Raw genomic sequence first — 21,309 nt, 5'->3', positions numbered from 1 at the left:
GATTCGTTGGACATATTTATCAATTTGGTATTAGTTGCACTTTTAATTGCTTTAACCGCTTTTTTTGTGTCAGCAGAATTTGCAATCGTCAAAGTCAGAAGTTCGAGGATCGACCAGCTGATTGAAGAAAATAAACCTGGAGCGCAGGCGGCCAGGCATGTGATTACCCATATGGATGAATACCTTTCTGCCTGCCAGCTGGGAATCACTATCACAGCGCTCGGCCTTGGCTGGCTTGGGGAACCGACGGTCGAGAAGCTGCTTCATCCTCTTTTTGAGAGTTTGGAGCTTAATCCATCGCTCACCCATCTTTTATCCTTCGGGATTGCCTTTGCTTCCATTACATTTCTGCATGTTGTGGTCGGCGAATTGGCTCCTAAGACCATGGCCATACAGCTGTCGGAAAGAATTACCCTGTTGTTTGCTAAGCCGCTGATTTTGTTTTATAAGCTGATGTTTCCTTTCATTTGGGCGCTCAATGGTTCAGCAAGGATCCTTACCGGCTTGTTCGGTCTCAAGCCTGCTTCTGAAAATGATCTGGCCCATTCAGAAGAAGAGCTCCGGATTATCCTTTCTGAAAGCTATGAGAGCGGTGAGATCAATAAATCAGAGCTGACATATGTAAATAATATCTTTGAATTTGATAACAGGCTCGCCAAGGAAATCATGGTGCCTCGGACGGAAATCGTCAGCCTTTCCATCGATGACAGTGTAGAGGATATCCTCGGTATCATCCGTGAGGAGAAGTACACACGCTATCCGGTCATAAATGGCGATAAAGACAATATTGAAGGAATCGTCAACATTAAGGACATCCTGACTGCCACCGTAAAAAGGGAAACGCTGACAGGTGCTCCCATCACCGCTTTTTTGAAGCCTGCCATCAGGGTCATTGAGACGATTCCGATCCATGATCTTCTCCTAAAAATGCAGAAGGAGCGGACCCATATGGCCCTGCTGCTGGATGAATATGGCGGGACAGCAGGACTTGTGACAGTAGAAGATATCATCGAAGAAATCGTCGGTGAGATCCGGGATGAATTTGATGCAGATGAAATTTCCGATATCCGCAAATTGGCTGAAGGCCATTATATCATCAGCGGCAAGGTCCTTATCGAAGATGTCAATGACCTCCTTGGTACGAACCTGCCCGAAGAGGATGTTGATACATTTGGCGGCTGGTTCCTTTCCCAGCGGTATGATGTAGTCCAGGGGGAAGAAATCATTGAGGAAAACTACTCCTTTACTGTCAAAGAACTGGAAGGCCATCATATTGTTTTTATAGAGGTCAGGAGACTGGCTGAAGAAGAAAGCCCTGAGTAAGGGCTTTTTTTGTCACCCAATGCACCTTCCCTACTCTTTTGCGGTCCGATAGGTGCATAGGCTTGTGACCAGCCCTACTGTCAGGATCGTGATAAGAGAAAGCATGAAGGTATCTCCTGAAACAAGCAGACCTCCGATAGAGATGACAAGGGAATCAATCAATAAGATTACTATCCCCACATTCATTCCTGAAAGATCCGCGATAAATTGAGCCAATAGGTCTGTCCCCCCTGTGCTCGTGCCATAGCGGAGCATCAGGCCTATGCCCAGGCCGACAAGCGCCCCTCCGGCAATAGAGCCGATGGCAGGGTCGATATATGGAAGAGACCTGCTGACTGGGTTCATGATATCGATTAAGATGGAGGATAGCAGCAAACCGTGCAGGCTGTTGAAAAAATAACCTCTATCCTTGAACCAGGCAAGAGCGAATATGGGAACGCTCATCAGGAGGATGGACAAACCTGCTTCAAATCCCCATAAGTAATTGCAGATCAAACCGAGGCCGATTACACCGCCATCAAGAACCTTGTTAGGAATTAGAAAACCGTTTATCCCCAGAGAAAGAAGAAGGCATCCGGTAAGGATGATAGCCGATTTTTTAAATATCATCATTGAACACTCCTGGCTGCTGCATGTCCTCTAGTATATGAAGCCAGTCCCAGGGATAGTATGAGCTTTTTTCATAACTAGCCTGGTTTAGGTGAATAGTAAAGGAAGTAACCTGATTTTAGGAGGATATTATGGTAAAGCAAACGCCAGATATGCCGGCATATGTGGGAAGCGAATATGACCGGCTGAAAAAAGTGGTTCTCTGTGAACCGGAGCATATGACCATTAAAGATGTGATCAACGAGACCCAGCGCCATTTTCTTAAAGAAGGCATTGATATTGAAAAGGCATTGGAGCAGCACCGCAATTTTGTTAAAACACTAGAGCAATACGGTGTGGAGGTTTACCTCCTCCCTGCCCGGGGCAAATATCCTGAACAGGTTTTCACGAGGGATATCGGTTTTACCCTCGGCCAGACCGTTTTTGTGGCAGAAATGGCGAGCAGGGTCAGGCAGGGCGAGGAAGATGTGTTCAAAGAATGGCTGGAAAAGGAGCGGACCTCCTATTTCAACCTGATTGGCGAAAAAATTGAAGGCGGAGATATCGTCATAGACCGCAATACTGTTTATGTCGGCTTGAGTGACAGGACGAATGAGAAAGCTGCAGCCCATTTGAAATCGCTTCTGCCAGATCATGAAGTGATAACAGTCCCTTTTACAGATAAATTCCTTCATCTCGATTGTGTCTTCAATGTCATTTCTGAAGACGAGGCATTGATTTATCCTGGAGAAATCGACCCAAAAGCACTGGAATACATTAAATCCAGATATCATCTGATAGAAGTATCCAAAGAAGAACAATTTTCACTGGGTACGAATGTATTATGCATCGGGGACAAGAAGATCTTCAGCCTGACGGTTAATGAAAATGTCAACAGGCAGCTGAAAGAAAGAGGCTTCGAGGTAATTGAAGTGGATATAACCGAAATCATTAAGTCCGGGGGAGCCTTCCGCTGCTGCACCCTTCCTGTATTGAGAGAAAGCCCCGGCCTAAGAGGATAAAATGTTCATTATGCCTCCCTTCCTTTCATATGCTTTATATATGACTGGTTTCGGGAGGCATGATGCTTGATGAATCTTTTTGCTGCAGCCATTGCTGTTTTATTATTGCTTATTCTTTTTGAAGAAGGTTTCATATACGGAATCTGCCGCTATATGAATGGACCAGGAAAACTCGAAAAGGCAATGGCCGCCAAACTGAAGCAGGCAAAGGAGAAGCTTGCAGAAAAAATTTAGCTTCCCGGTCTAAGAACCCATTGTTTGAATGACCGGGATATTATAAAATAAATACATTCCCTAAGGACAGGAGTGTAAATGTGATGGCAAGATCCAAGGCAAAGAAGCTGCGCACTAAAATGGTGCGTGAAGGAAAAAGAAACCCGGAAAGCAAAAGGAGCCCTTATGCATTACTTGATATGTCTGAAAGAAAGACAAAAACAAAGAAAGATCTTTTATACAAATCCAAACATAAGGGCCAATCTGGGTCTTTTTATTTTGCCGCTTAAATGGTGATGCCCGCTTTATATACATAATATCGTAAATTTCAGGAAAATTATTCTAACATCTGTTATACTTTTTACAGGAAGAAAGTGAAAGGTGAATTCTGTGACAAAAAAAAACATCCAATTCTGGTCTCTTCAGATCCTTCTGATTGTGGCCATCATTTACGTATCATCCAAAATATCCTTTTTATTTGAACCAATCGGAATCTTTGTGTCTACCTTGTTTTTCCCGATTATCATCTCAGGCTTCCTCTATTTCCTGCTTAATCCGGTCGTCAATTTCCTCCAGGCAAGAAAACTGCCGAGGACCCTTGCCATTGTAATCATTTATCTGATTATCATCGGCCTTATTGTCCTGGTGATCGGCAGCCTTGTTCCTATCATTTCAAAGCAGGTTACAGCCTTATTCAATGATCTGCCGACATATGCACAAAGAACAAGAATCTACATAGAAAATCTCTCAAGCTCGCAGCAGTTCAAATGGGTCATGAATCAGGATTATGTCCCGATTGAAAATCTGGAAAGGTCACTGATGGAGTTTGCCAACACGATCCCTGACAGGGTGACAAACGGAATTTCCAATGTATTCAGCCTTGTCGCCAATATTACAGTCACAATTGTAACAGTTCCCTTCCTGCTGTTTTATATGTTCAAGGATGGCGGAAGGTTTCCGGCTGCCATATCCAAATTCCTCCCTCTTTCTTATCGGAGCGAAGGTTTAAAGACGCTGAAGGAGACAGGAGAAACTCTGGCAGCATACATACAGGGACAGGTAACCGTGGCTTTATTCGTCGGGACTCTTGCCTTCATTGGCTATATGATCATTGACCTGCCATATGCACTCGTTTTGGCGCTGATAGTCGCTGTCACGAACATCATTCCTTATGTCGGTCCCTTTCTCGGCGGGGCGCCTGCTGTATTGATCGCGCTGTTCGATTCCCCGGCAAAGGCCATTCTGGCGATCATCGTCATTGCTGTTGCCCAGCAGGTTGAAGGGAATATCCTTTCTCCTCTCATCCTTGGAAAAAGGCTGGACACTCACCCTGCCACTATCATCATCCTGCTGCTTGTGGCAGGAAACCTTGCAGGTATCCTGGGAATGATCCTTGCTATTCCAACATATGCGGTTGTAAAAACAATCGTCATGAACTTTGTACGGTTCCTGAGGGCAAGAAGAGAAAGTGTTGCCTCTGGCTCTGATACGCTCCTATAAAAAAAGGAAGCAAACTCAGCTGAGTTTGCTTCCTTTTTTGCTGGTTTTTCACTTTTAATTTTCCTTACAAGTCTTTCCCGCTTTTTTTTCATATTCCATCAGCCAGGCATCTCTCCATTCACCCTCGTGGTATTCGTTTTTCGGGAGAAGCTTTCTTTTTTGCATTCCGCAGCTCTCATAACAGGCAATAGCCCTTTCATTCCATGTCTGGGGATCCATGACTACCAGGTCTGCTCCCTTTTCTATTATTAAATAGTTGATCATAGACTGGACGAGCAGCTTTCCGATCCCTTTTCCCCAGAATTCTGGTTCCCCGATGAACTGATCTATCCCATAGACAGAAATACCCGGATCGTATCCGTATTTCTTCCTTTCTTCTTCATCAAGCGAATAGAACTGGATATCCCAGTTCTGTTTCTTCCCATTCAAAAATACAGGCAGCTACATAACGATCCCGTTTATAGAAATGCTCATCGACCATTTGCAGTGAATGAGGATTGTCCCTGCCTTCGTAATATTTCAGCACAGACGGATCCTGCAGCCAGCGGACAAGGTGGAATTTATCTTTATCTTCCAGTTCTCTTACTTTCAGGCTGCCATTTTCAAATAATACACTCATTATAAGCCTCCACATTAATATTCACTCTAATATAAGAATTCTATAATCTTCTGTTCTTTCCTGTATGAACTCAGTTTTTTCTGTCAATAGTGGTAGAAAACACAGGAACGGGGTTCATAGATGAAGAAAGGCATTTATTTTATCAATGAAAGACAGGCAGCTGGAGATTATGCGCCAGAAAGTATTCATGAAATCCAAAAGAAGTCAGCGCAAGAATATATGAAAATAAACCGAATATCTTCAGTTAAGCTGAACCGCTGGCAGCTTAATGATCATTATGAAAACCTGCATGCCCTTTATTATGACTTGAAGGAAGGCAGAATGATGCTGGACTGCCTCGTATGTTATAATGAACAATCTGCTTCTGACTTCGCTGCTGCCTATCCAGCCAGATGGCTGCTGCTGAAAAGTTTTTTCCATGAAATATGCTTTTCAGAGGATCGGCTGCTGCCTGCAGCAGAGTAGATCAGAACAGAAAACCTCTCATATGCGTTTTTAATATAGCGAAATAGGAAATATACATATTATAAAAACGAAATAGGAGGTCTGTCATGAAAAAATCGAAGTTATTGAATCCAATAGCAGCCGCCCTTCTGATGCTGCCGCTTGCTGCCTGCGGGAATGATGAGAATGAAGTCCAGGATCCGCCCCCTAGCGCACCTAGCCAGGAAGATGATTTGAATACAGATAATAAACAGCCGGTTGAGGATTTCTCCCGCATCAATTTTACAGATTTTGAGCTTGATGCTGAGTATCCGGATATGAAATCGTATGAAGTTGACTACGAATATGATCGAAATAATACGATGGAAGCTGAGATCAAAGATGGTTTAAATGATGAAGAATTAAACGGAGATGAAGCGCTGGACAAGCTGCTGGAAGCATTCAAGCAATTTACTTTTGATGAAGAGTCTTCTGAGGATGAGGTACTGGTACAGGTAATACAAGGCCTTGATCTTAACGAAGACTATGAAAATATTGAAGTTGAAGTAACTTTTACGGATGGTACAGAAAAAACTTATTCAAAATAAACGAAATCTGAAGGGACAGCTGGACTTAGCCCTTCAGATTTTTTACTGTGTTCCTGAATGGGAAATAAAAGGCTCTGCTGCTGAAAGCGGTATTTGCGGCCCTCCTTCTATAATCTGAACAGTTATCCTCCGCTTAACTTTCTGGCATGATTCTTTGTGTTTTAGGCACAATAACAGAATCACGGGAAGGCGGTGAGCCATGTTGAAAAAAGAATCCATTTTTATTACCGTGTTTGTTTTATTAACCATGCTCCTCTGTGTTCCTTCAGGCTCAGCTGTATTCAGCGAACACCATCCCAACATGCAGCTCAGGATCATGGAGACGACGGACCTTCACTCTTACATATTGAATTACGAATATAAAAGCGGAAAAAAAGTGAAGAGCTTCGGATTTGTAAAAACCGTTAGCTTAATCAAAAAAGCGCGCCTGGAGAGACATAATACCCTTCTTTTTGACAATGGCGATCTAATCCAGGGAAGTGCTCTGGGAGATTATAGTCAAGAGCATCCCGGCCTGCCTCACCCTATTATCAGCATTATGAACGAGCTGCAGTATGATGCCGCAGCACCCGGCAATCATGAATTCAATTACGGGCTGGGCTATCTTAATAAAAAGCTGAAAGAGGCAGCCTTTCCTTATGTTAACAGCAATCTATTTATCCAGGGTACAGAATCATTCCAGGAAGAGCTTCCCTATTTCTCCCCTTATGTGATTCTTCATCGGAACTTTACGGCAGATGATGGCAGAAAATATCCTGTCAAAATTGGTGTGATTGGTTTCATTACACCTGTAGTCCTGAAATGGGATGAAGAACATTTAAAAGGAAAGCTCAGCAATAAATCAATGGTCGAGTCAGCTGAGCATTATATTCCGATTATGAGGGAAAAAGGCGCAGATGTCATAATAGCGCTGGCACATGCTGGTCTCGAAGCTGATGAACAGGTTAAGGATAAAAGCAGGAATTCAGTGCTCGGGCTGAGCAAGGTGCCTGGAATTGATGCCATTATGTTCGGCCATACCCACCAGGTCTTTCCGTCTCCTAAACTCAGGGACAGCAGCGGTCTGATCGATTCGGAAGCAGGCACAATCAATGGAATTCCGGCTGTACAGGCAGGTTCTTGGGGAAGCCATTTAGGGATTATAGATTTCAGCCTGGCTCTTGATGAAGGAAAGTGGAAAGTTGTATCAGCAGATTCCGAAGTCCGCCCCGTCTTTCTGCCTGATACACCGGGCCTTTCAGGCGGCATTGAAAACGATCAGAGAGCAGAACAGCTCGCAGAGGAGGTTCATATTAAAACGAAAAAGCATAAATGAGTGAACTGCAGGTAATTTTACTTTACTTCCAATCTCTGCTATTTTATACTAAAATGTATGAAATTAGACCTATTTCGATAGTAGGGGTGACTATTTATGCTGAAAGACAGCGAATATTTGCTTTTTATTAGGGAAATTGGCAGATTGATCACTGACTTTGAAAAATGCAAAGAGCCTGATATCCAGCAGAAAATCCTCCAGGATATAAAACTGCTGGGGTTTGCTCTCCAATAGTATAAGGTTAAAGATCTGCATTAGACTTTAAGACAACTAATGAAATTAGAAATCCCCTTCAGGCAAACAGAAGTTGTGATTGGGGAGGGGGAAACCCTCTGCTTCTGTTTTTTATGAGCAAGCGGGCTTTGGGGGCCCTGACTAAGACCGTCTGATTCGCTTTTTTGCGGTCAGAGGGTAATAGTCGCTCTGACTAAGACCCTCTGATTCGCTTTTCTGTGGCCAGAGGGTATTAGTCGCTCTGACTAAGATCCTCTGATTCACTTTTCTGTGGCTAGAGGGTATTAGTCGCTCTGACTAAGACCCTCTGATTCATTTTTCTGCGGCTAGAGGGTGTTAGCCGCTCTAACTAAGACCCTGTGATTACTTGTCTCCGGACTGTTTTGAGTTTACCCCCTCTCTTTTTGTTCTTCCCTCCTCTTTTCATATACCTGCAGATTCATATAGATGGTACTCAGAACTGGTACTGGTAAACGGTGTTCAGCCGCTGCATCCAGGAGATATTTAAAAAAGTGGACTGACTCAGTCTCCAAGCCTTTTTCCATATCACGCTGCATGGAAGATTTCATCATGTATCCGACTGCATTGATTTTTTTGATGATATTTTCTTTAGCATCATCCGGAAGATTCGCTCCCAGGCTTTTCATGACAGGCAGGATTTCCAGAGCGAGCCTCTCTATGATGCTTCTCCCCTCTGCTGTATCCCTTATAGGACCGATTGGCGAACGCGTCAATGTAGTAAGCCCGGACATCATGCTGATAAAAAGATACTTGCTCCACATTTCACTCACGATTTCACTGCTGTACCGGAAAGATGCCTTTGTTCCGGCAAGCGATTCCTGTATCCGTGAAATCCTCTCTTTCTGCCTCCCGTCAATTTCCCCAAAAACAACCTCCTGCATATCGCTTTTCTGAATGATTTCGCCCTTTTCATTCAATGTTGATTCGATAAAGCAAAGACCTCCAAGGAGCCTCTCCTTTCCAAAAGCCCTTTCAAGTATGTCCATATGTGCAATGCCATTGAGCAGGGGAAGGATGCATGTTCCTTCTCCGGCAAAAGGCTTAATATTTTCGATGGCTTCCTCAAGGTGATAGGCTTTCACCGAAAGCAAGACCAAATCAAAGTCTTCTCCTGAAGGAAGTCCTGTTCTCAGAAGCTTTGGTTTCAGATTTGCATCTCCATGTAAGCTGTTGATGACCAGGCCGTTCTGCTGAAGCTGGTCGTATTTTTTTTCCCTTACTAGAAAGGTAACGTCTTCTCCTTTTTCAAGGAGCCTGCCTCCGAAATAGCCTCCTACTGCCCCTGCACCTGCAATCAATATCCGCATAACATGACCATCCTTTCTTAAAATACGGCTGCAAAATAATCCCTGCATCATTCCGTTTATTTCCATCATTATTTCTCATTTTAGCACAGTGTCTAAACAGAAGAGCCCGGAATTGCTCATCCAGGCCCTCATGCATTATTAATCTTAAGCTACTCTTCCTGTAATATCTTCTTCGAGTGCGATATTGTTCCTTCTTGCCTTTCCTGCTGCGTTGTAGAAAAGAACAGTGATAATAACCGTAGCAATCGCAGCCCCTAAATACGATATATTCATTGAAAGCCCAAATCCAATTTTGGCGTTCAGAATATAAGTAACGGTGGCCATTGTCATAAAGATCCCCGGGATCATGGCAATCCAGTAATTTTTTCTGGCAATGAAAAGGTACATGCTTGCTACCCAAAGGGCTATAACAGCAGTAGATTGGTTTGCCCAAGAAAAGTATCTCCACAGAATCTCAAAGTCTATCTTTGTCAGTGCAAAAGAAATGACAAACAGCGGCAGGGCGATAACCAGGCGGTTGCCCAGCTTCTGCTGTCCAAAGCGGATATAATCGGCAATGATCATCCGAGCGCTTCGGAAAGCTGTGTCACCTGATGTGATAGGAAGGACAATTACCCCCAGGACGGCCAGTGTTCCGCCGACTGCACCAAGAGTCAGTTTTGAAGCTTCACTAACAACCGCTGCAGGACCGCCAGCTGCAAGCAGTTCGTTCAAGCCTGCAGAGCCATTGAAAAGGCTCATAGCAGCTGCAGCCCAGATCATGGCAATAACGCCTTCTGCAATCATCATGCCATAAAAAATCTTTCTGCCCTGATCCTCATTTTCTGTTGTCCTAGAAATGATTGGCGTCTGGGTCGCATGGAATCCGGATAAAGCCCCGCAGGAAATGGTCAGGAACAGGAGCGGGAAGATTGGTGCATTGTCAGGATGCATGTTTGTCAGATTAATTTCAGGGATAGGTGCACCGCTGATGATGAGTGAAGCCCCTACTCCAAGAGCACTGATCAGCAGCAATGCCCCAAAAATGGGATAAAAGCGCCCAATGATTTTGTCAATCGGCAATAATGTCGCGAGAATATAGTAGATAAAAATGGCACCAAGAATTAGGCCCATGCTCATCCACCCGTTCATCAGATTGTGAAGCAGCCCTGCAGGGGAAGTGACAAATACAGTCCCCACAAGAAGCAGCAGCAGTATAGCGAATGCGTTTACAACATGCTTCATGAAGCTGCCTAGAAATTTCCCGGCTAGCTCAGGCAAGTGTGCGCCCCTGTTGCGGATGGATATCATCCCTGTCAGATAATCATGGACAGCTCCGGCGAAAATACAGCCGAGCACAATCCATAGAAAAGCGACCGGTCCATATAGTGCACCCATGATCGGTCCAAAGATCGGCCCTACTCCTGCTATATTAAGCAGCTGGATAAGTGAGTTTTTCTTCGTGTTCATCGGCAGATAATCAACACCGTCTTTATGTGTATATGCCGGGGTCTGTCTCTCTTTTTTAACGCCGAATACCTTTTCTACAAATTTCCCATAAGTGAAATAGCCTACTATAAGTAAAATGATTCCTGCTATAAAAGAATACAATTGAAATGCCTCCTTTTGTAACCGCTTACAGAAAGTATAAGGCATAGGGAAGAAAATGTGGCAGAATTGTGGCCAACATGTCAATAAGCTGTCTTAAGATGTATATTATTAAAGCTGAAATGCATCTCCAAGACTCCAGCCTGCATCACTAAATTTCCAGTCTGCTCCTTAATCCTTTGGCGTAATTCCGGCTGACAGATAATATTTCTTCAGACCCCTCCACTTCCAGCTGGTAAGCGCCGTTAAACCATGGAGTCAGCCTTGATACATATGGCAGATGGACGATTGTGCTTTTATGTATGCGGAAAAAAGGAAATGCTGCAGCCTGCTTTCCAGCTCCTTTAAAGGGGTTTTGACAGAGTAGCTTCCGTTTTTCGCAACAATTCTGGAGACTTTATCATCACGGGATATATAAAGGATGGATGATGGGTCTATATAAGAAATATTGCCATCCTCTTCCACTGCTAGTTTCCCAGGGTTCACGGCTGCGGCTGTGATGTCGCCTTCTTCTGCGAAAAGCTTCCTAAGCCTTGTTACTGTTTCTTTAAGCAGGTCTTCGTCAAAAGGCTTCAGCAGATAATCAACCGCCTCGTAGCGGAAAGCTTCTGCTGCAAACTGCGGATAAGCTGTCGCAAAGATGATTTTTGGCACTTTTTTTAAATCATTCAGGGATCTGGCTGCTTCCATGCCATTCATTTTTGGCATTTCAATATCTAAAAATACAGCATCCGGCTGCAGCTGCAGGCACTGAATGACGGCCTGTTCACCGGATTCTGCTTCTCCTACTACCTGCAGGTCTTCATATTCTTTCAGCAGGTGAACAAGCTCCTGCCTGCTGTATGGCTCATCGTCTGCAATCAATATGCTGATTTTTCTTTCCATGCTATTCTTCTCCTTTGTCCGGCAGCGTGAATGAGACTGTCGTTCCTTCATTCAGCCTGCTGTCAAAATTCAGTCCGGCTTTTTCCCCAAAAAGCATCGCAAGCCTTCTGTTTACATTATATATTCCAAGTCCGGTCCCTGTCAGGGAAGGTACAAGCCCCCTCCCCAGCTCGTGCAGGTGTTCTGCTTCGATTCCTGCCCCATTGTCAACAACGGATACTTCTGTCCCCTCTTCTTTAACAGCAGCAGAAATAATGATCCTGCAGTCAGCTTCCTTATCCTTGATGCCATGCTTGACTGCATTCTCTACAAGCGGCTGGAGTGTCAGCGGCGGAATTTGAGCAGAAAGTGCCCTTTCTTCAATCCGGAATTCTGTTTTAAGCCTGTCAGCAAATCTTGCTTCTTCTATTTCCAAGTAGGCTTGTACATGCTTTAATTCTTCCTTCAAAGTCGTACGTTCCAAAGTTGTCCCTGTGAGATTCTGCCTCAGGAAATGGGAAAGCGACAACAGAAGCTTGCGGGCCTTTTTTGGATCAATCCGAATCAGAGAAACGATTACATTCAAGGTATTGAACAAAAAGTGCGGGCTGATTTGCGCCTGCAGAGCCTTGATTTCTGCCTCCTTCGCAAGCTGGAATGCTTTTTCGCCCCTTGCAGCATCGAGCTGATTGCTAAGGAGCATGCTCAGCCCGGATATCAATTCAATAACTACATTAGTAATTTCTTTTTCTGATTTAAAATAAAATTTCAAGGTGCCGATGGTCTGTCCCCTTTCCTTCAGAGGAGCAATGGCGGCAGCGCCAAGCGGGCATGACGGACTGCTGCAGCTGATATCATTCTTTCCGGCAATGATCAGGGAACCTTGGGCTAGCACCTGTCTTGTTATATCTGTTTGAATCAGATGTCCAGGAGTATGGTGGTCGTCCGCTGCGCCGATATGAGACAAGATGCGTTCACCATCTGTTATCGAAACGGCACTGGCGTTCACTTCGTGGTAAAGAATCCGGCATACCTCTTCTGCAGATTCGCTGGTCATCCCTTTTCGCAGATGCTTCAAAGTCTGGCGTGCCAGCCTCAGGGATTTCTGTGCCTGGATGGCTGCAGCTTTTTCCTCTTCATTGACCACGCTTTTAATAATCAGGAGGAAAATGGCACAGCCGACTCCATTGGCGAGAATCATGGGCATACCGATGGTTTCAACCAGTGCTGAAGCTTTGCCGTAAGGTCTTGAGAGAAGAAGAATGATGAGCATCTGCACACTTTCAGCAAGGGCTCCGATAATAAACGCTGTCGATAGCTTCACATGCCTGTTTTTCCTGTGCAGGATGCTTGCTATGATTCCAGCCAAGATGGAAGCCAGGCCGCAGGAAAAGGCTGTAAAGCCGCCCATTGTAAAACGGTGGACGCCGGCCAGCAGTCCTGCCCCGATTCCTACCCGGTAGCCGCCGAATAGACCGGCAAGCACTACGCCGATTACCCTGGAGTTTGCAATGGCTTCATCTGAAGAAAGCTCTGAAGCCCAGCGGCTGAACTGCAGTGTATCCGTATCAAAGCTGACACCGGTATAGGTGCCGAATATCCCGAAGAATCCAAAAAAAAGAACAGCGACCCACCGCTGTTTTGCCGTCAATGATTCCTGGTATATCATTTCGCGGAAAAAACGGAATCTGGTCAAAATGAAGGCAATGGTTACAATCAGGCCAAGCCTCTCGAGCATTGTCAGCAGCAGCTCGAACATACGGACACCTTCTTTCTTCCAGTTGATTGCCCCTATTTTACTATAATTTCTAACGCTTTACTATAATCCAGGAAAAGAGGCCATAATATTACACCTGCCGGCAAGGCAGGTGCTTTCACTTATCAGGCAAGTATTAAAAGCGCAACCATGACTACAGATGGGAGGCCATAGTAGAGAGCATTTTTGAAGAGGATCTCATTTGTATCCTGGTTCTCCCACCCTTTGTATTCCGGACGTTTTCGGGTATACCATTCACCATAGGTCTGCATGATTATCACCCTTTCTTTTATTTGTTATATACCCGTGCAGTAAGAAAAGTACACATTAGAACTATAAGAAACGGATCAGAAAATTTTCAAGTCCGGCCGGAAAAAGTATTTCCCGCTTTTCAATAAAAGAAATGACCGGCATCCATTTTGCTTCCGACTTCCTCCCGTTTTCATTGACCGGAATGAACTCTTTTTCATAAAGTGACTCATTCACAAGCTCTGCCTCATAAAGCTGTGTCAATTCATGTCTTGTAATTCCGTTAATAGAGTAAATATTTTCCAGGCAAGCAATATAGTCCACTATGTTGATCTCTGCTCCTGCCTCTTCCATAAACTCCCTTTTCAAAGCATCTATTGAGGTTTCCCCAAGTTCAATCGTTCCTCCGAGCGGGCGGTAAAAGATCCCCTCACCTTTTGAATGCTTACCGCTGAGCTTTTCGACCAGGATGCGGCCGTCCTTATAAATAATGCCCAATGTGTTCGCTCTTGGCCTTTCCACTATCTTCGGCACCTCTTTTTGTAAACTTGATTAATTTTTAGTTGACATATACTTGTTTTCCATCTTATTCTTATTTTAGTATAAAACTTTGCTGGGAGGCTTATGTCATGAAAAAGAAATTGACACCGCTCCATCTTTCTTTGGCCGGTATGTTTACTGCGCTAATGGCGATTGGAGCAAATATCACTTCATTTGTACCATTCATGGTAATTGGAGGGGTCCCTATCACCCTGCAGACATTCATCGCCATCCTGTCCGGAGCCATCCTCGGCAGCAGGTTGTCAGCCATCGCCATGACTGTATATGCCTTAGTTGGAATCGCAGGTGTCCCTGTGTTTGCAAAATTCGGCTCCGGCTTTGCGACTGTCATCAGTCCGACTTTCGGCTTCATCCTTACATATATTCTTGCAGCTTATGCAACAGGGAAGATAATCGAAAAGAATGCAAGCAAAGCATCTTATATCACAGCTGCGCTGGTGGGACTGGCCATCAATTATATACTGGGCACAAACTATATGTATTTTGCTTATAAACTGTGGTTTGCAGCTCCGGAAGGCTTTACCTATGCAATGGCGTGGATCTGGATGCTGGTTCCGCTGCCAAAGGATATTATCCTTTCCGTACTGGCAGGCCTTCTTGCTTTAAGACTGAATCGAAATGCGCTTTCTGTCAGCCGCTTGAACAAACTGAAACAATCAGCATGATAATGGCTAAAAAGATTTTGTCCGGATGGCCAGAATCTTTTGCTTCAGCAGGCATTGAAAATGTTTGTCCTTCCCGGCAGTTCGGCTGCATATACTATACCAAACTGCTTTTGGGAGGTACTTATGTTTCAGCTTTTGGAAAAGACCATAATCATGATGGCTTCACTGAGGATTTTTTCGGGAAGCCTTGAAATCTTGGCGGCATTTATGATCATCAAATACAATGATGTTGAGAAAGCTCTCGTATTAAACAGTTCCCTCGCCCTCGTTGGCCCGCTCATCTTAATAGCAACAACCACCATAGGGCTCATTGGCCTTGCCGACAAGGTATCGTTCACAAAGATGCTTTGGGTATTCGCAGGAGTCGGCTGCATTTTATATGGTGTGAAGAGCTGAGCGCTGGCTCCTGGACTAAGCTTATTTATGAATTGAACGCTTATTTGCAAGCTTAAATAAATTATTTCCACTTTCCCCTCTTCCTTAGCTTTCAGTCGGAATGTGGCTATTGATTTCCGTTCCAGACACTTCGCTTTCAGTGGGGCGGCACTGAGCCTCTTCACGCTTGTGCGTTGCGGGTCTCCGCTCTGCCGCTGCTTTCCCACCTGAATCTGCATTCCTTCCATTCCAGTAACAGATGTTTAATCATTCTTTTGGGATTTTTTCTGAGAAAATTTAAGGATTTATAAAGACAATAGCATTTTTTATCATGAAACAGCATCACACTGGGAGAAAATGTTCTCCACAAGGAAAAGGACCTGCCCACTTTTACAGCGGCTGGTCCTTTCACTATTATTCAGCTGCTGCTGCAAGTGCAGCATTGATATCAATCAGGCCGTTCCCGAAGTAGGCATCCCTGCCTTTTTCCCCAATATCCCTCGCTGTACCTTTTATTATATTCATGACCTGCCTGTTTGACAGATCAGGATTGACTGAAAGAATGAGCCCTGCAAGCCCTGCTACATGCGGGCTTGCCATGGATGTGCCTGATAGGGCTGCATACTGATTTTTAAAGTAGGTGCTTGGAATATACACACCTGGTGCTGTCACATCAATATAATAACCATAATTAGAAAAATCAGCTTTATCTCCTGTATAGCTTACAGCCGACACACTGAGCACTTCCGGAAAGGCAGCCGGAAATGATGGCTGTTCAGAGTTGTCATTCCCTGCGGCTGAAATGAGGACTGCTCCTTTGTCATAAGCATACCGGATTGCTTCCTCGAGGAATGCAGAAGGCTGGTAGTTGCCAAGGCTCAGGTTGATGACATCCGCTTCATGATCCGCTGCCCAGATAATCCCCTTGGCAATATCGAATGTATAACCGTAGCCCTTGCTGCCCATTGCCTTTACCGGCATAATCCTATTGTTCCAGGTAATTCCTGCAATTCCTTCGCCATTGTTCGTTTCAGAAGCAATGATGCCCGCAACGTGGGTGCCATGACCATTGTCGTCGTCAAAATTGCTGCTGTTTTCCATGACATTATAGCCTTTCATCAGACGTCTCCTGAGATCGGGATGATCCATATCCACCCCTGTATCGACAACAGCAATGATGATATCTTCGTCGCCCTTTGAGATATCCCAGGCTTTTTCAATATCGATGGCAGGCAGGTTCCATTGATAGTTTTCTCTATAAAGCAGGTCATTCGGCAGCTGAGTTTCATTTTGCATCAGAATGAAGTTAGGCTCTGCATATAAGACATCAGGCCGCTGCCTGAAAAACTGCAGAAGATCCGCAGTTGTCATACTGTCAGACTGAAAAACAAAAATGGAATCCATATGCCGGAAAAATTCTGCATCAAGTCCGGCCGCCAGACTGTCAAGCTCATCATCATCAGGAGGTACGGAAAACTTAACAGTAGCTTCATGCTCTTTATAGTGACTTTTATCCTTCGGGTTATGATGGATGATCTTAACATCTTCATCCCCGTTGAGGAGTGTTTTAATTCTTTCGCCCTGTTCTATTGCATTAATATTCAGCAGGCGGCTTGAGCTGTGCTGAAAAGGTTGTGTACGCCCGGAAAGCTCCCTTTTATCTGTCCTTTCCTGGTTGTTCCCCTGCAGCTGGAATAACATCATAACAGCCGCAAACAGCGCTGCAGCACTGATGAGGGCTGCGATCATTCTTTTCATAAAAGTGCACCTCTGATTGTCAGTTTCCTTTTAGCGTGCTCATGAATGCAGCTAATCATGATGGTAAACATTCACATGGTGGCATGGGCAGATGTTTAAATACAGGGAGTATACAATAGCTTCTTTTATAAAAAGCTAACAATAAAATTAACAGCAAAGGAGACTGGAATGATCATTCGTATCTGGCTGATTTACTTATGGGATTTCCTTGATCCTGTTTATTATTGCTGCACAAGACTGTTTCATTTGAAGCTGGAGGAAAAGTATAGTGTATTCCGTGTCAGAAAGACGAAATATAGAGGGCCTGATATCATCCTCTCAGACGGATCCTCCCTTAAAAAGAATGATATCGTCATTAAAATCCATCTTCATAATTCAAGGCTTCTTAAGCAGCTTGTCCATATCAAAAGCCCGGTATCGAGAGGCAGAGCTTTAATCAGGATTGTCGGTGAGTCCATGCCCTGTCTTGCCCTTCATCTCGAACATCATCCTGACAGCGGCTCCATCAAGGGAATCATCGGCATCACCATGATAAGCAAAGGCTATCAGATTCTTGGCTTTGAACGGCATCCTCTGACACACAGGGGATATATTCTCCTTAAACAGCTGATGCAGTCACCGATTTATTATCTGTCCCAGCCAAAAGCTAAATGGAAGGATTTTAAGGAGACTGCTCCTGCGTATCTCGTCATGACAAAGGAACAGCTTACAGCCAGGTATCTCCAATCCCTTGTACAGCAATAAAAACCGGATTGTACCTGATTTTTGCATTTTTAACCCTATACTGTACAGGCATTTACAGCCTTCTGCTGCATAGAAAAGGCACACTTCTTTTGGAAGTGTGCCTCATTATTATCTATTCCCTTTTCCAGGTGGTGATATTATCGGTTTCAAGGATCCCCATCCTGACGTCGCCGACATCTGGATCTTTAAAAAGCTTATCCCGGACCCTGTAAATAATATCATCAGCAATGGCCAGGGAAAGGCCGGCTTTCAGCTCAATATAGCTTTCAACATGATACTTCCTTCCTTCCTGGAGGATGCGCATATCTTTAATATCGACTACGTCCGGATCTGATAGGATGGTGTCTGCCACCCGGTCTTCAATTTCCTTTGGTGCTGCAACCCCAATCAGTCCAAGCGTGTTTTCATAGCCGATTTTGATGGCAATTCCCACCAGCAGGAACCCAATCAGGATTGTACCTACCCCATCAAGGAAATAGAAGCCTGTCAGATGGGCAAGGATGATCGAAATAAGTGCCAGCAGAGCTCCGAAAGTCGCGATGATATCTTCATAAAAGACAAGTCTTGTGGGCGGTGCAGCAAGGCGGACATTCTTAAAGGATGTCGTAAATACGCTGAACCCCTTCGCCCCGCTTTTTGTCTCATGGGCAATCTCTTTCATTGCCTTCACCAGGACCCCCCCATCTGTCAGGACTGCAAGAATCATAATGATGATATTCAGCCATAAATCAGAAGATGCTTTGGGATGGACAATTAGATCCCACCCTTTATGGATGGTTTCGTAAGCCATAATTGAAATCACAATGACTGCGACCAATACGAATAAATTGACTACACGGCCAAAGCCGCTCGGAAATCTCTTTGTTGCTTCTTTCTCGGATATAGCGCTTCCGAAGAAAACGAATCCCTGGTTCAATGCATCAGCAACCGAATGAAGGGTCGTAGCAAACATGGCACCGCTGCCGCTTATCGCTGCTGCCACTCCTTTGGCAATGGCTAAAGCCGTATTCCCTACAGCGGCAATCCCTGAAGACTTATTCCCTCTTTTTAAAAATGCAAGCAGTGACATCACCCTCTATCTTTATAATCTTTGTATTTATATTTATTTACCATGATAAAGCGAAAGGCAAACCTCAAAAATAATAAAGGCTGTCAACTATTAATTGATAATGTCATTTCCGGAAATATGGATGCGCACTCCGTTTTCACATCCACCTTTGCATAATACTCACTTCCCTTTAGTTTTCCCATATATCGGGGCCAAAAGCGATCAATTCCCTTCAATAAAACCTGCTTGAGAGCACTGGATAATATGCTCATTGGGCCGGGTCAGAAATCTCTCTGGAAAGGCTGGAAGCTGATGAAAGAAGCACACCCTCATATGAATCTTGCTCCATGGCAAAGAAAAACCCGGTAAGGATACCTTTTAATGCATCATTCAGGTTTGAAGTGCGCCGAACATCCTGTGTTTTCACCTGTTTCTCTATAAGATTTCCTGGTGATAGTGAAAGCGGTTTAATGATATATTCCTCAAGTTTTATACCATCCACCATGCTGGATAAATAAGAGATAAAGAGTTCTCCCCCCTGCACGAAGCTTCCGGAAAGGCGTTCTTTGCCTTTTTTGGAGGTTTGGCTTGTGACCTTGGCGAAGCTGCTGGACGTTGATCAAAAATTGATATTTATCCACAAGACTTACAATTTTTAAATTCCTATACAATAAAAAAAGAATGGGCTTCCCCATTCCTTTTGTCAATCAAGCCTTGATAAAGCATTGCGGGCAAGCAGCGAAATGGTCATATCATCCATAGGAGGATTATGAAGCCCTGCCCTGATATCCAGATAATATTGCTGCAAAGGATTCTGTTCAGACAGGCTTCTTGCGCCAACGACCCGTATTGCAAGGTCAGCAACTGCTAATGCAGCATTGGTCACAGCCAGCTTTACTGCACCAAGAAGAGGCTGCATGGACTCTCTTTCGTTTTCAGCGGCCCTGTCCCATCTGTCTGCCGCGGCATAGAGAAACTCTCTTGCCCGCATCAGTTCAAGCTCCATCTCACCTATTTTCTGCTGGACAGAAGGAATATCGCTGATGGTCCCTTCAATGCTGTTTGGTGAATAACTTTTAGCAAAGCAGGCTGCATAATCCTGGGCTGCCTGAGCAATGCCAAGATACACCGCCGGAATATGGAGAAGCCAGCCATTCGCCTTTTTATCATTTCCCAATGTTTCTGCAAGAAAAGATTTTTCAATGGAAACACCATCAAGCACAAGATCATGGCTGCCGGTCCCTCTCATGCTGACACTGTCCCAGGTTTCCTCGATCGACAAACCTTCTGTCTTTCTGGGAACAAGGAAATTCCCTGTTTTGTCTTCACTTGGAATAAAGGCGCTGACAATGAAATAATCCAGTGCGGGAGCCATCGTTGTAAAAGTCTTTCTTCCGCTGATTACCCAGCTCCCATTCTTGAGCACTGCTTCAGTCTGTGGCCGGCCGCCCCGTGTCGGGCTGCCCGTCTGCCTTTCCGTTGCAGCACTGTTTATCAGCTTCCCATCCAGGATTTCACGGCAAAGAAAAGAAAAAAGTTCATCATCCCACTTCCTTTTTTCTCCCAGATTCTTCGTAATCCCCATATGCCACCCGATTGCAAGCGCAGTAGAACCGTCTCCTTCTGCGAGCTTTTCCTGCAGCCTCATCATTTCGAGCAAGGAGATATCCTTTCCAGCCTGGTCTGAAGGAACCGTCAGGGCTGTGTATCTGGATGTTTTCAGGTCTTGAATATTATTGTGGGGGAAGCTCTTTCTATTTTCCTCAGATCGGCTCCGCTCCTTGAAAATTGCGGACAGCTCTTTCATAAGTTCAAATCTGTCTGCTTCACCAGCAGCTTTGCAAAAATCGCTCACATTATTCCTCCTTGCCTTTTTACATCAATTCACGTTACTACTATTATTATTATTCAGATCAGGTTAGTGTGCAATTAATGTGATTTAAAAATATGGAGCAAGATGAGCTGGGACCACTATCTTGAAGAAAAATGAAAATAGTGGCTCCAGCCGAAGGAACTGGGACCACTATCGTGAAGAAAAATGAAATAGTAGCTCCAGCGGAAGGAGCTGGGACCACTATCGTGAAGAAAAAATGAAAATAGTAGCTCCAGCGGAAGGAGCTGGGACCACTATCTTGAAGAAAAATGAAAATAGTGGCTCCAGCCGAAGGAACTGGGACCACTATCTTGAAAAAAAATGAAAATAGTGGCTCCAGCCGGATGGGCTGGGACCACTATCTTGAAAAAAAATGAAAATAGTGGCTCCAGCCGGATGGGCTGGGACCACTATCTTGTAGAAAAATGAAAATAGTGGCTCCAGCCGAAGGAACTGGGACCACTATCGTGAAGAAAAATGAAAATAGTGGCTCCAGCCGAAGGAACTGAGACCACTATCTTGAAAAAAAAGTCAAGTCCTTAAAATTGTGTAAATTCATCTAAACAATGATACAACCACTGTGCTATGTTTTGATTTTTTGACAGGAAAGGGGGTACCCCCTTTCCTGTCAAAAAATTTTCGCGCTTCGCTTATAC

23 protein-coding genes and 1 pseudogene are annotated in these 21,309 nt (G+C 44.5%); 12 read left to right on the top strand and 12 right to left on the bottom strand.

The window, feature by feature from the left end; all coding sequences use genetic code 11:
- Positions 1 to 6 precede the first annotated feature (6 nt).
- The gene (locus ACQCVH_RS11715) at positions 7 to 1,323 is read left to right on the top strand and encodes a hemolysin family protein (RefSeq protein ID WP_426835862.1); all 1,317 of its coding nucleotides are present in this window, start codon (positions 7 to 9) and stop codon (positions 1,321 to 1,323) included.
- A 30-nt stretch (positions 1,324 to 1,353) separates the two neighbouring features.
- On the opposite strand, the gene ACQCVH_RS11710 is transcribed toward ACQCVH_RS11715, so the two are convergent.
- Positions 1,354 to 1,935, bottom strand: a complete 582-nt coding sequence (locus ACQCVH_RS11710) for a YitT family protein (RefSeq protein WP_426835861.1) — start codon at positions 1,933 to 1,935, stop codon at positions 1,354 to 1,356.
- Between the two features lie 128 nt (positions 1,936 to 2,063).
- On the opposite strand from ACQCVH_RS11710, the gene ACQCVH_RS11705 reads away from it, so the two are divergent.
- The 4 genes from ACQCVH_RS11705 (at position 2,064) to ACQCVH_RS11690 (ending at position 4,646) form a co-directional block, all read left to right on the top strand.
- The gene (locus tag ACQCVH_RS11705) at positions 2,064 to 2,933 is read left to right on the top strand and encodes a dimethylarginine dimethylaminohydrolase family protein (RefSeq protein ID WP_426835860.1); all 870 of its coding nucleotides are present in this window, start codon (positions 2,064 to 2,066) and stop codon (positions 2,931 to 2,933) included.
- 66 nt (positions 2,934 to 2,999) lie between these two features.
- Positions 3,000 to 3,167, top strand: a complete 168-nt coding sequence (locus ACQCVH_RS11700; protein ID WP_426835859.1) for a hypothetical protein — start codon at positions 3,000 to 3,002, stop codon at positions 3,165 to 3,167.
- Positions 3,168 to 3,250: 83 nt separating this feature from the next.
- Entirely contained in the window at positions 3,251 to 3,436 is a 186-nt protein-coding gene (locus ACQCVH_RS11695; RefSeq protein WP_426835858.1) for a hypothetical protein, read from the top strand.
- Between the two features lie 100 nt (positions 3,437 to 3,536).
- On the top strand, positions 3,537 to 4,646 hold the full coding sequence (locus ACQCVH_RS11690) for an AI-2E family transporter (protein WP_426835857.1): 1,110 nt from the start codon (positions 3,537 to 3,539) through the stop codon (positions 4,644 to 4,646).
- 54 nt (positions 4,647 to 4,700) lie between these two features.
- On the opposite strand, the gene ACQCVH_RS11685 is transcribed toward ACQCVH_RS11690, so the two are convergent.
- The gene (locus tag ACQCVH_RS11685; RefSeq protein ID WP_426835856.1) at positions 4,701 to 5,075 is read right to left on the bottom strand and encodes a GNAT family N-acetyltransferase; all 375 of its coding nucleotides are present in this window, start codon (positions 5,073 to 5,075) and stop codon (positions 4,701 to 4,703) included.
- Positions 5,029 to 5,265 (bottom strand): hypothetical protein, encoded by a 237-nt coding sequence (locus tag ACQCVH_RS11680; protein ID WP_426835855.1) that lies wholly within the window; start codon positions 5,263 to 5,265, stop codon positions 5,029 to 5,031. Before ACQCVH_RS11680 ends, ACQCVH_RS11685 begins: the two co-directional genes overlap by 47 nt.
- 120 nt (positions 5,266 to 5,385) lie before the next feature.
- On the opposite strand from ACQCVH_RS11680, the gene ACQCVH_RS11675 reads away from it, so the two are divergent.
- The 4 genes from ACQCVH_RS11675 to ACQCVH_RS11660 all read left to right on the top strand — a co-directional run bounded on the left by ACQCVH_RS11675 (position 5,386) and on the right by ACQCVH_RS11660 (position 7,845).
- Complete coding sequence (locus ACQCVH_RS11675; protein ID WP_426835854.1) at positions 5,386 to 5,730, top strand: hypothetical protein; 345 nt, start codon at positions 5,386 to 5,388, stop codon at positions 5,728 to 5,730.
- 86 nt (positions 5,731 to 5,816) lie between these two features.
- A complete protein-coding gene (locus ACQCVH_RS11670; RefSeq protein ID WP_426835853.1) occupies positions 5,817 to 6,296 on the top strand; it encodes a YusW family protein in 480 nt (159 codons plus the stop codon).
- A gap of 199 nt (positions 6,297 to 6,495) precedes the next feature.
- Positions 6,496 to 7,611 (top strand): metallophosphoesterase, encoded by a 1,116-nt coding sequence (locus ACQCVH_RS11665; protein ID WP_426835852.1) that lies wholly within the window; start codon positions 6,496 to 6,498, stop codon positions 7,609 to 7,611.
- Positions 7,612 to 7,707: 96 nt separating this feature from the next.
- Entirely contained in the window at positions 7,708 to 7,845 is a 138-nt protein-coding gene (locus tag ACQCVH_RS11660; protein ID WP_009793745.1) for a hypothetical protein, read from the top strand.
- A gap of 389 nt (positions 7,846 to 8,234) precedes the next feature.
- Here the strand turns inward: ACQCVH_RS11660 and ACQCVH_RS11655 are convergent, their stop codons facing one another.
- From ACQCVH_RS11655 to ACQCVH_RS11630, 6 genes and pseudogenes are all read right to left on the bottom strand, one after another.
- Entirely contained in the window at positions 8,235 to 9,173 is a 939-nt protein-coding gene (locus ACQCVH_RS11655) for a ketopantoate reductase family protein (RefSeq protein ID WP_426835851.1), read from the bottom strand.
- 144 nt (positions 9,174 to 9,317) lie between these two features.
- Positions 9,318 to 10,763 carry a carbon starvation CstA family protein gene (locus ACQCVH_RS11650; protein WP_426835850.1) on the bottom strand — a complete coding sequence of 482 codons (1,446 nt, stop codon included), beginning with the start codon at positions 10,761 to 10,763 and terminating at the stop codon, positions 9,318 to 9,320.
- Positions 10,764 to 10,911: 148 nt separating this feature from the next.
- A pseudogene (locus ACQCVH_RS11645) lies at positions 10,912 to 11,696 on the bottom strand (LytR/AlgR family response regulator transcription factor).
- Positions 11,647 to 13,383 carry a LytS/YhcK type 5TM receptor domain-containing protein gene (locus ACQCVH_RS11640; RefSeq protein ID WP_426835849.1) on the bottom strand — a complete coding sequence of 579 codons (1,737 nt, stop codon included), beginning with the start codon at positions 13,381 to 13,383 and terminating at the stop codon, positions 11,647 to 11,649. The pseudogene ACQCVH_RS11645 and the gene ACQCVH_RS11640 overlap by 50 nt, the downstream one beginning before the upstream one ends.
- A 122-nt stretch (positions 13,384 to 13,505) precedes the next feature.
- Positions 13,506 to 13,652, bottom strand: coding sequence for a hypothetical protein (locus ACQCVH_RS11635; protein ID WP_426835848.1), 147 nt, complete (start codon positions 13,650 to 13,652; stop codon positions 13,506 to 13,508).
- 61 nt (positions 13,653 to 13,713) lie between these two features.
- Positions 13,714 to 14,151: an NUDIX hydrolase gene (locus tag ACQCVH_RS11630; RefSeq protein ID WP_426835847.1), complete on the bottom strand. Its 438-nt coding sequence runs from the start codon at positions 14,149 to 14,151 to the stop codon at positions 13,714 to 13,716.
- Positions 14,152 to 14,258: 107 nt separating this feature from the next.
- Here ACQCVH_RS11630 and ACQCVH_RS11625 point away from each other — a divergent pair, with 107 nt between their 5' ends.
- Both ACQCVH_RS11625 and ACQCVH_RS11620 read left to right on the top strand, forming a co-directional pair.
- Positions 14,259 to 14,855: a biotin transporter BioY gene (locus ACQCVH_RS11625; protein ID WP_426835846.1), complete on the top strand. Its 597-nt coding sequence runs from the start codon at positions 14,259 to 14,261 to the stop codon at positions 14,853 to 14,855.
- 123 nt (positions 14,856 to 14,978) lie between these two features.
- Positions 14,979 to 15,251 carry a YqhV family protein gene (locus ACQCVH_RS11620; RefSeq protein ID WP_426835845.1) on the top strand — a complete coding sequence of 91 codons (273 nt, stop codon included), beginning with the start codon at positions 14,979 to 14,981 and terminating at the stop codon, positions 15,249 to 15,251.
- Between the two features lie 393 nt (positions 15,252 to 15,644).
- Here ACQCVH_RS11620 and ACQCVH_RS11615 read toward each other — a convergent pair whose 3' ends face one another.
- Positions 15,645 to 16,988 (bottom strand): S8 family peptidase, encoded by a 1,344-nt coding sequence (locus ACQCVH_RS11615; protein WP_426835844.1) that lies wholly within the window; start codon positions 16,986 to 16,988, stop codon positions 15,645 to 15,647.
- A 168-nt stretch (positions 16,989 to 17,156) separates the two neighbouring features.
- Here ACQCVH_RS11615 and ACQCVH_RS11610 point away from each other — a divergent pair, with 168 nt between their 5' ends.
- Positions 17,157 to 17,732, top strand: coding sequence for a YkoP family protein (locus ACQCVH_RS11610; RefSeq protein ID WP_426835843.1), 576 nt, complete (start codon positions 17,157 to 17,159; stop codon positions 17,730 to 17,732).
- 112 nt (positions 17,733 to 17,844) lie between these two features.
- Here ACQCVH_RS11610 and ACQCVH_RS11605 read toward each other — a convergent pair whose 3' ends face one another.
- On the bottom strand, positions 17,845 to 18,801 hold the full coding sequence (locus tag ACQCVH_RS11605) for a cation diffusion facilitator family transporter (RefSeq protein WP_426835842.1): 957 nt from the start codon (positions 18,799 to 18,801) through the stop codon (positions 17,845 to 17,847).
- Positions 18,802 to 19,483: 682 nt separating this feature from the next.
- Positions 19,484 to 20,587 carry an acyl-CoA dehydrogenase family protein gene (locus ACQCVH_RS11600; protein ID WP_426836155.1) on the bottom strand — a complete coding sequence of 368 codons (1,104 nt, stop codon included), beginning with the start codon at positions 20,585 to 20,587 and terminating at the stop codon, positions 19,484 to 19,486.
- Positions 20,588 to 21,309 lie beyond the last annotated feature (722 nt).

It is taken from the genome of Bacillus infantis, assembly GCF_050107595.1.
Classification (GTDB): Bacteria; Bacillota; Bacilli; order Bacillales; family Cytobacillaceae; genus Bacillus_AB; species Bacillus_AB infantis_C.
Note: the sequence above shows the minus strand (reverse complement) of the source record. Positions and strands in the feature narration are given on the sequence as shown.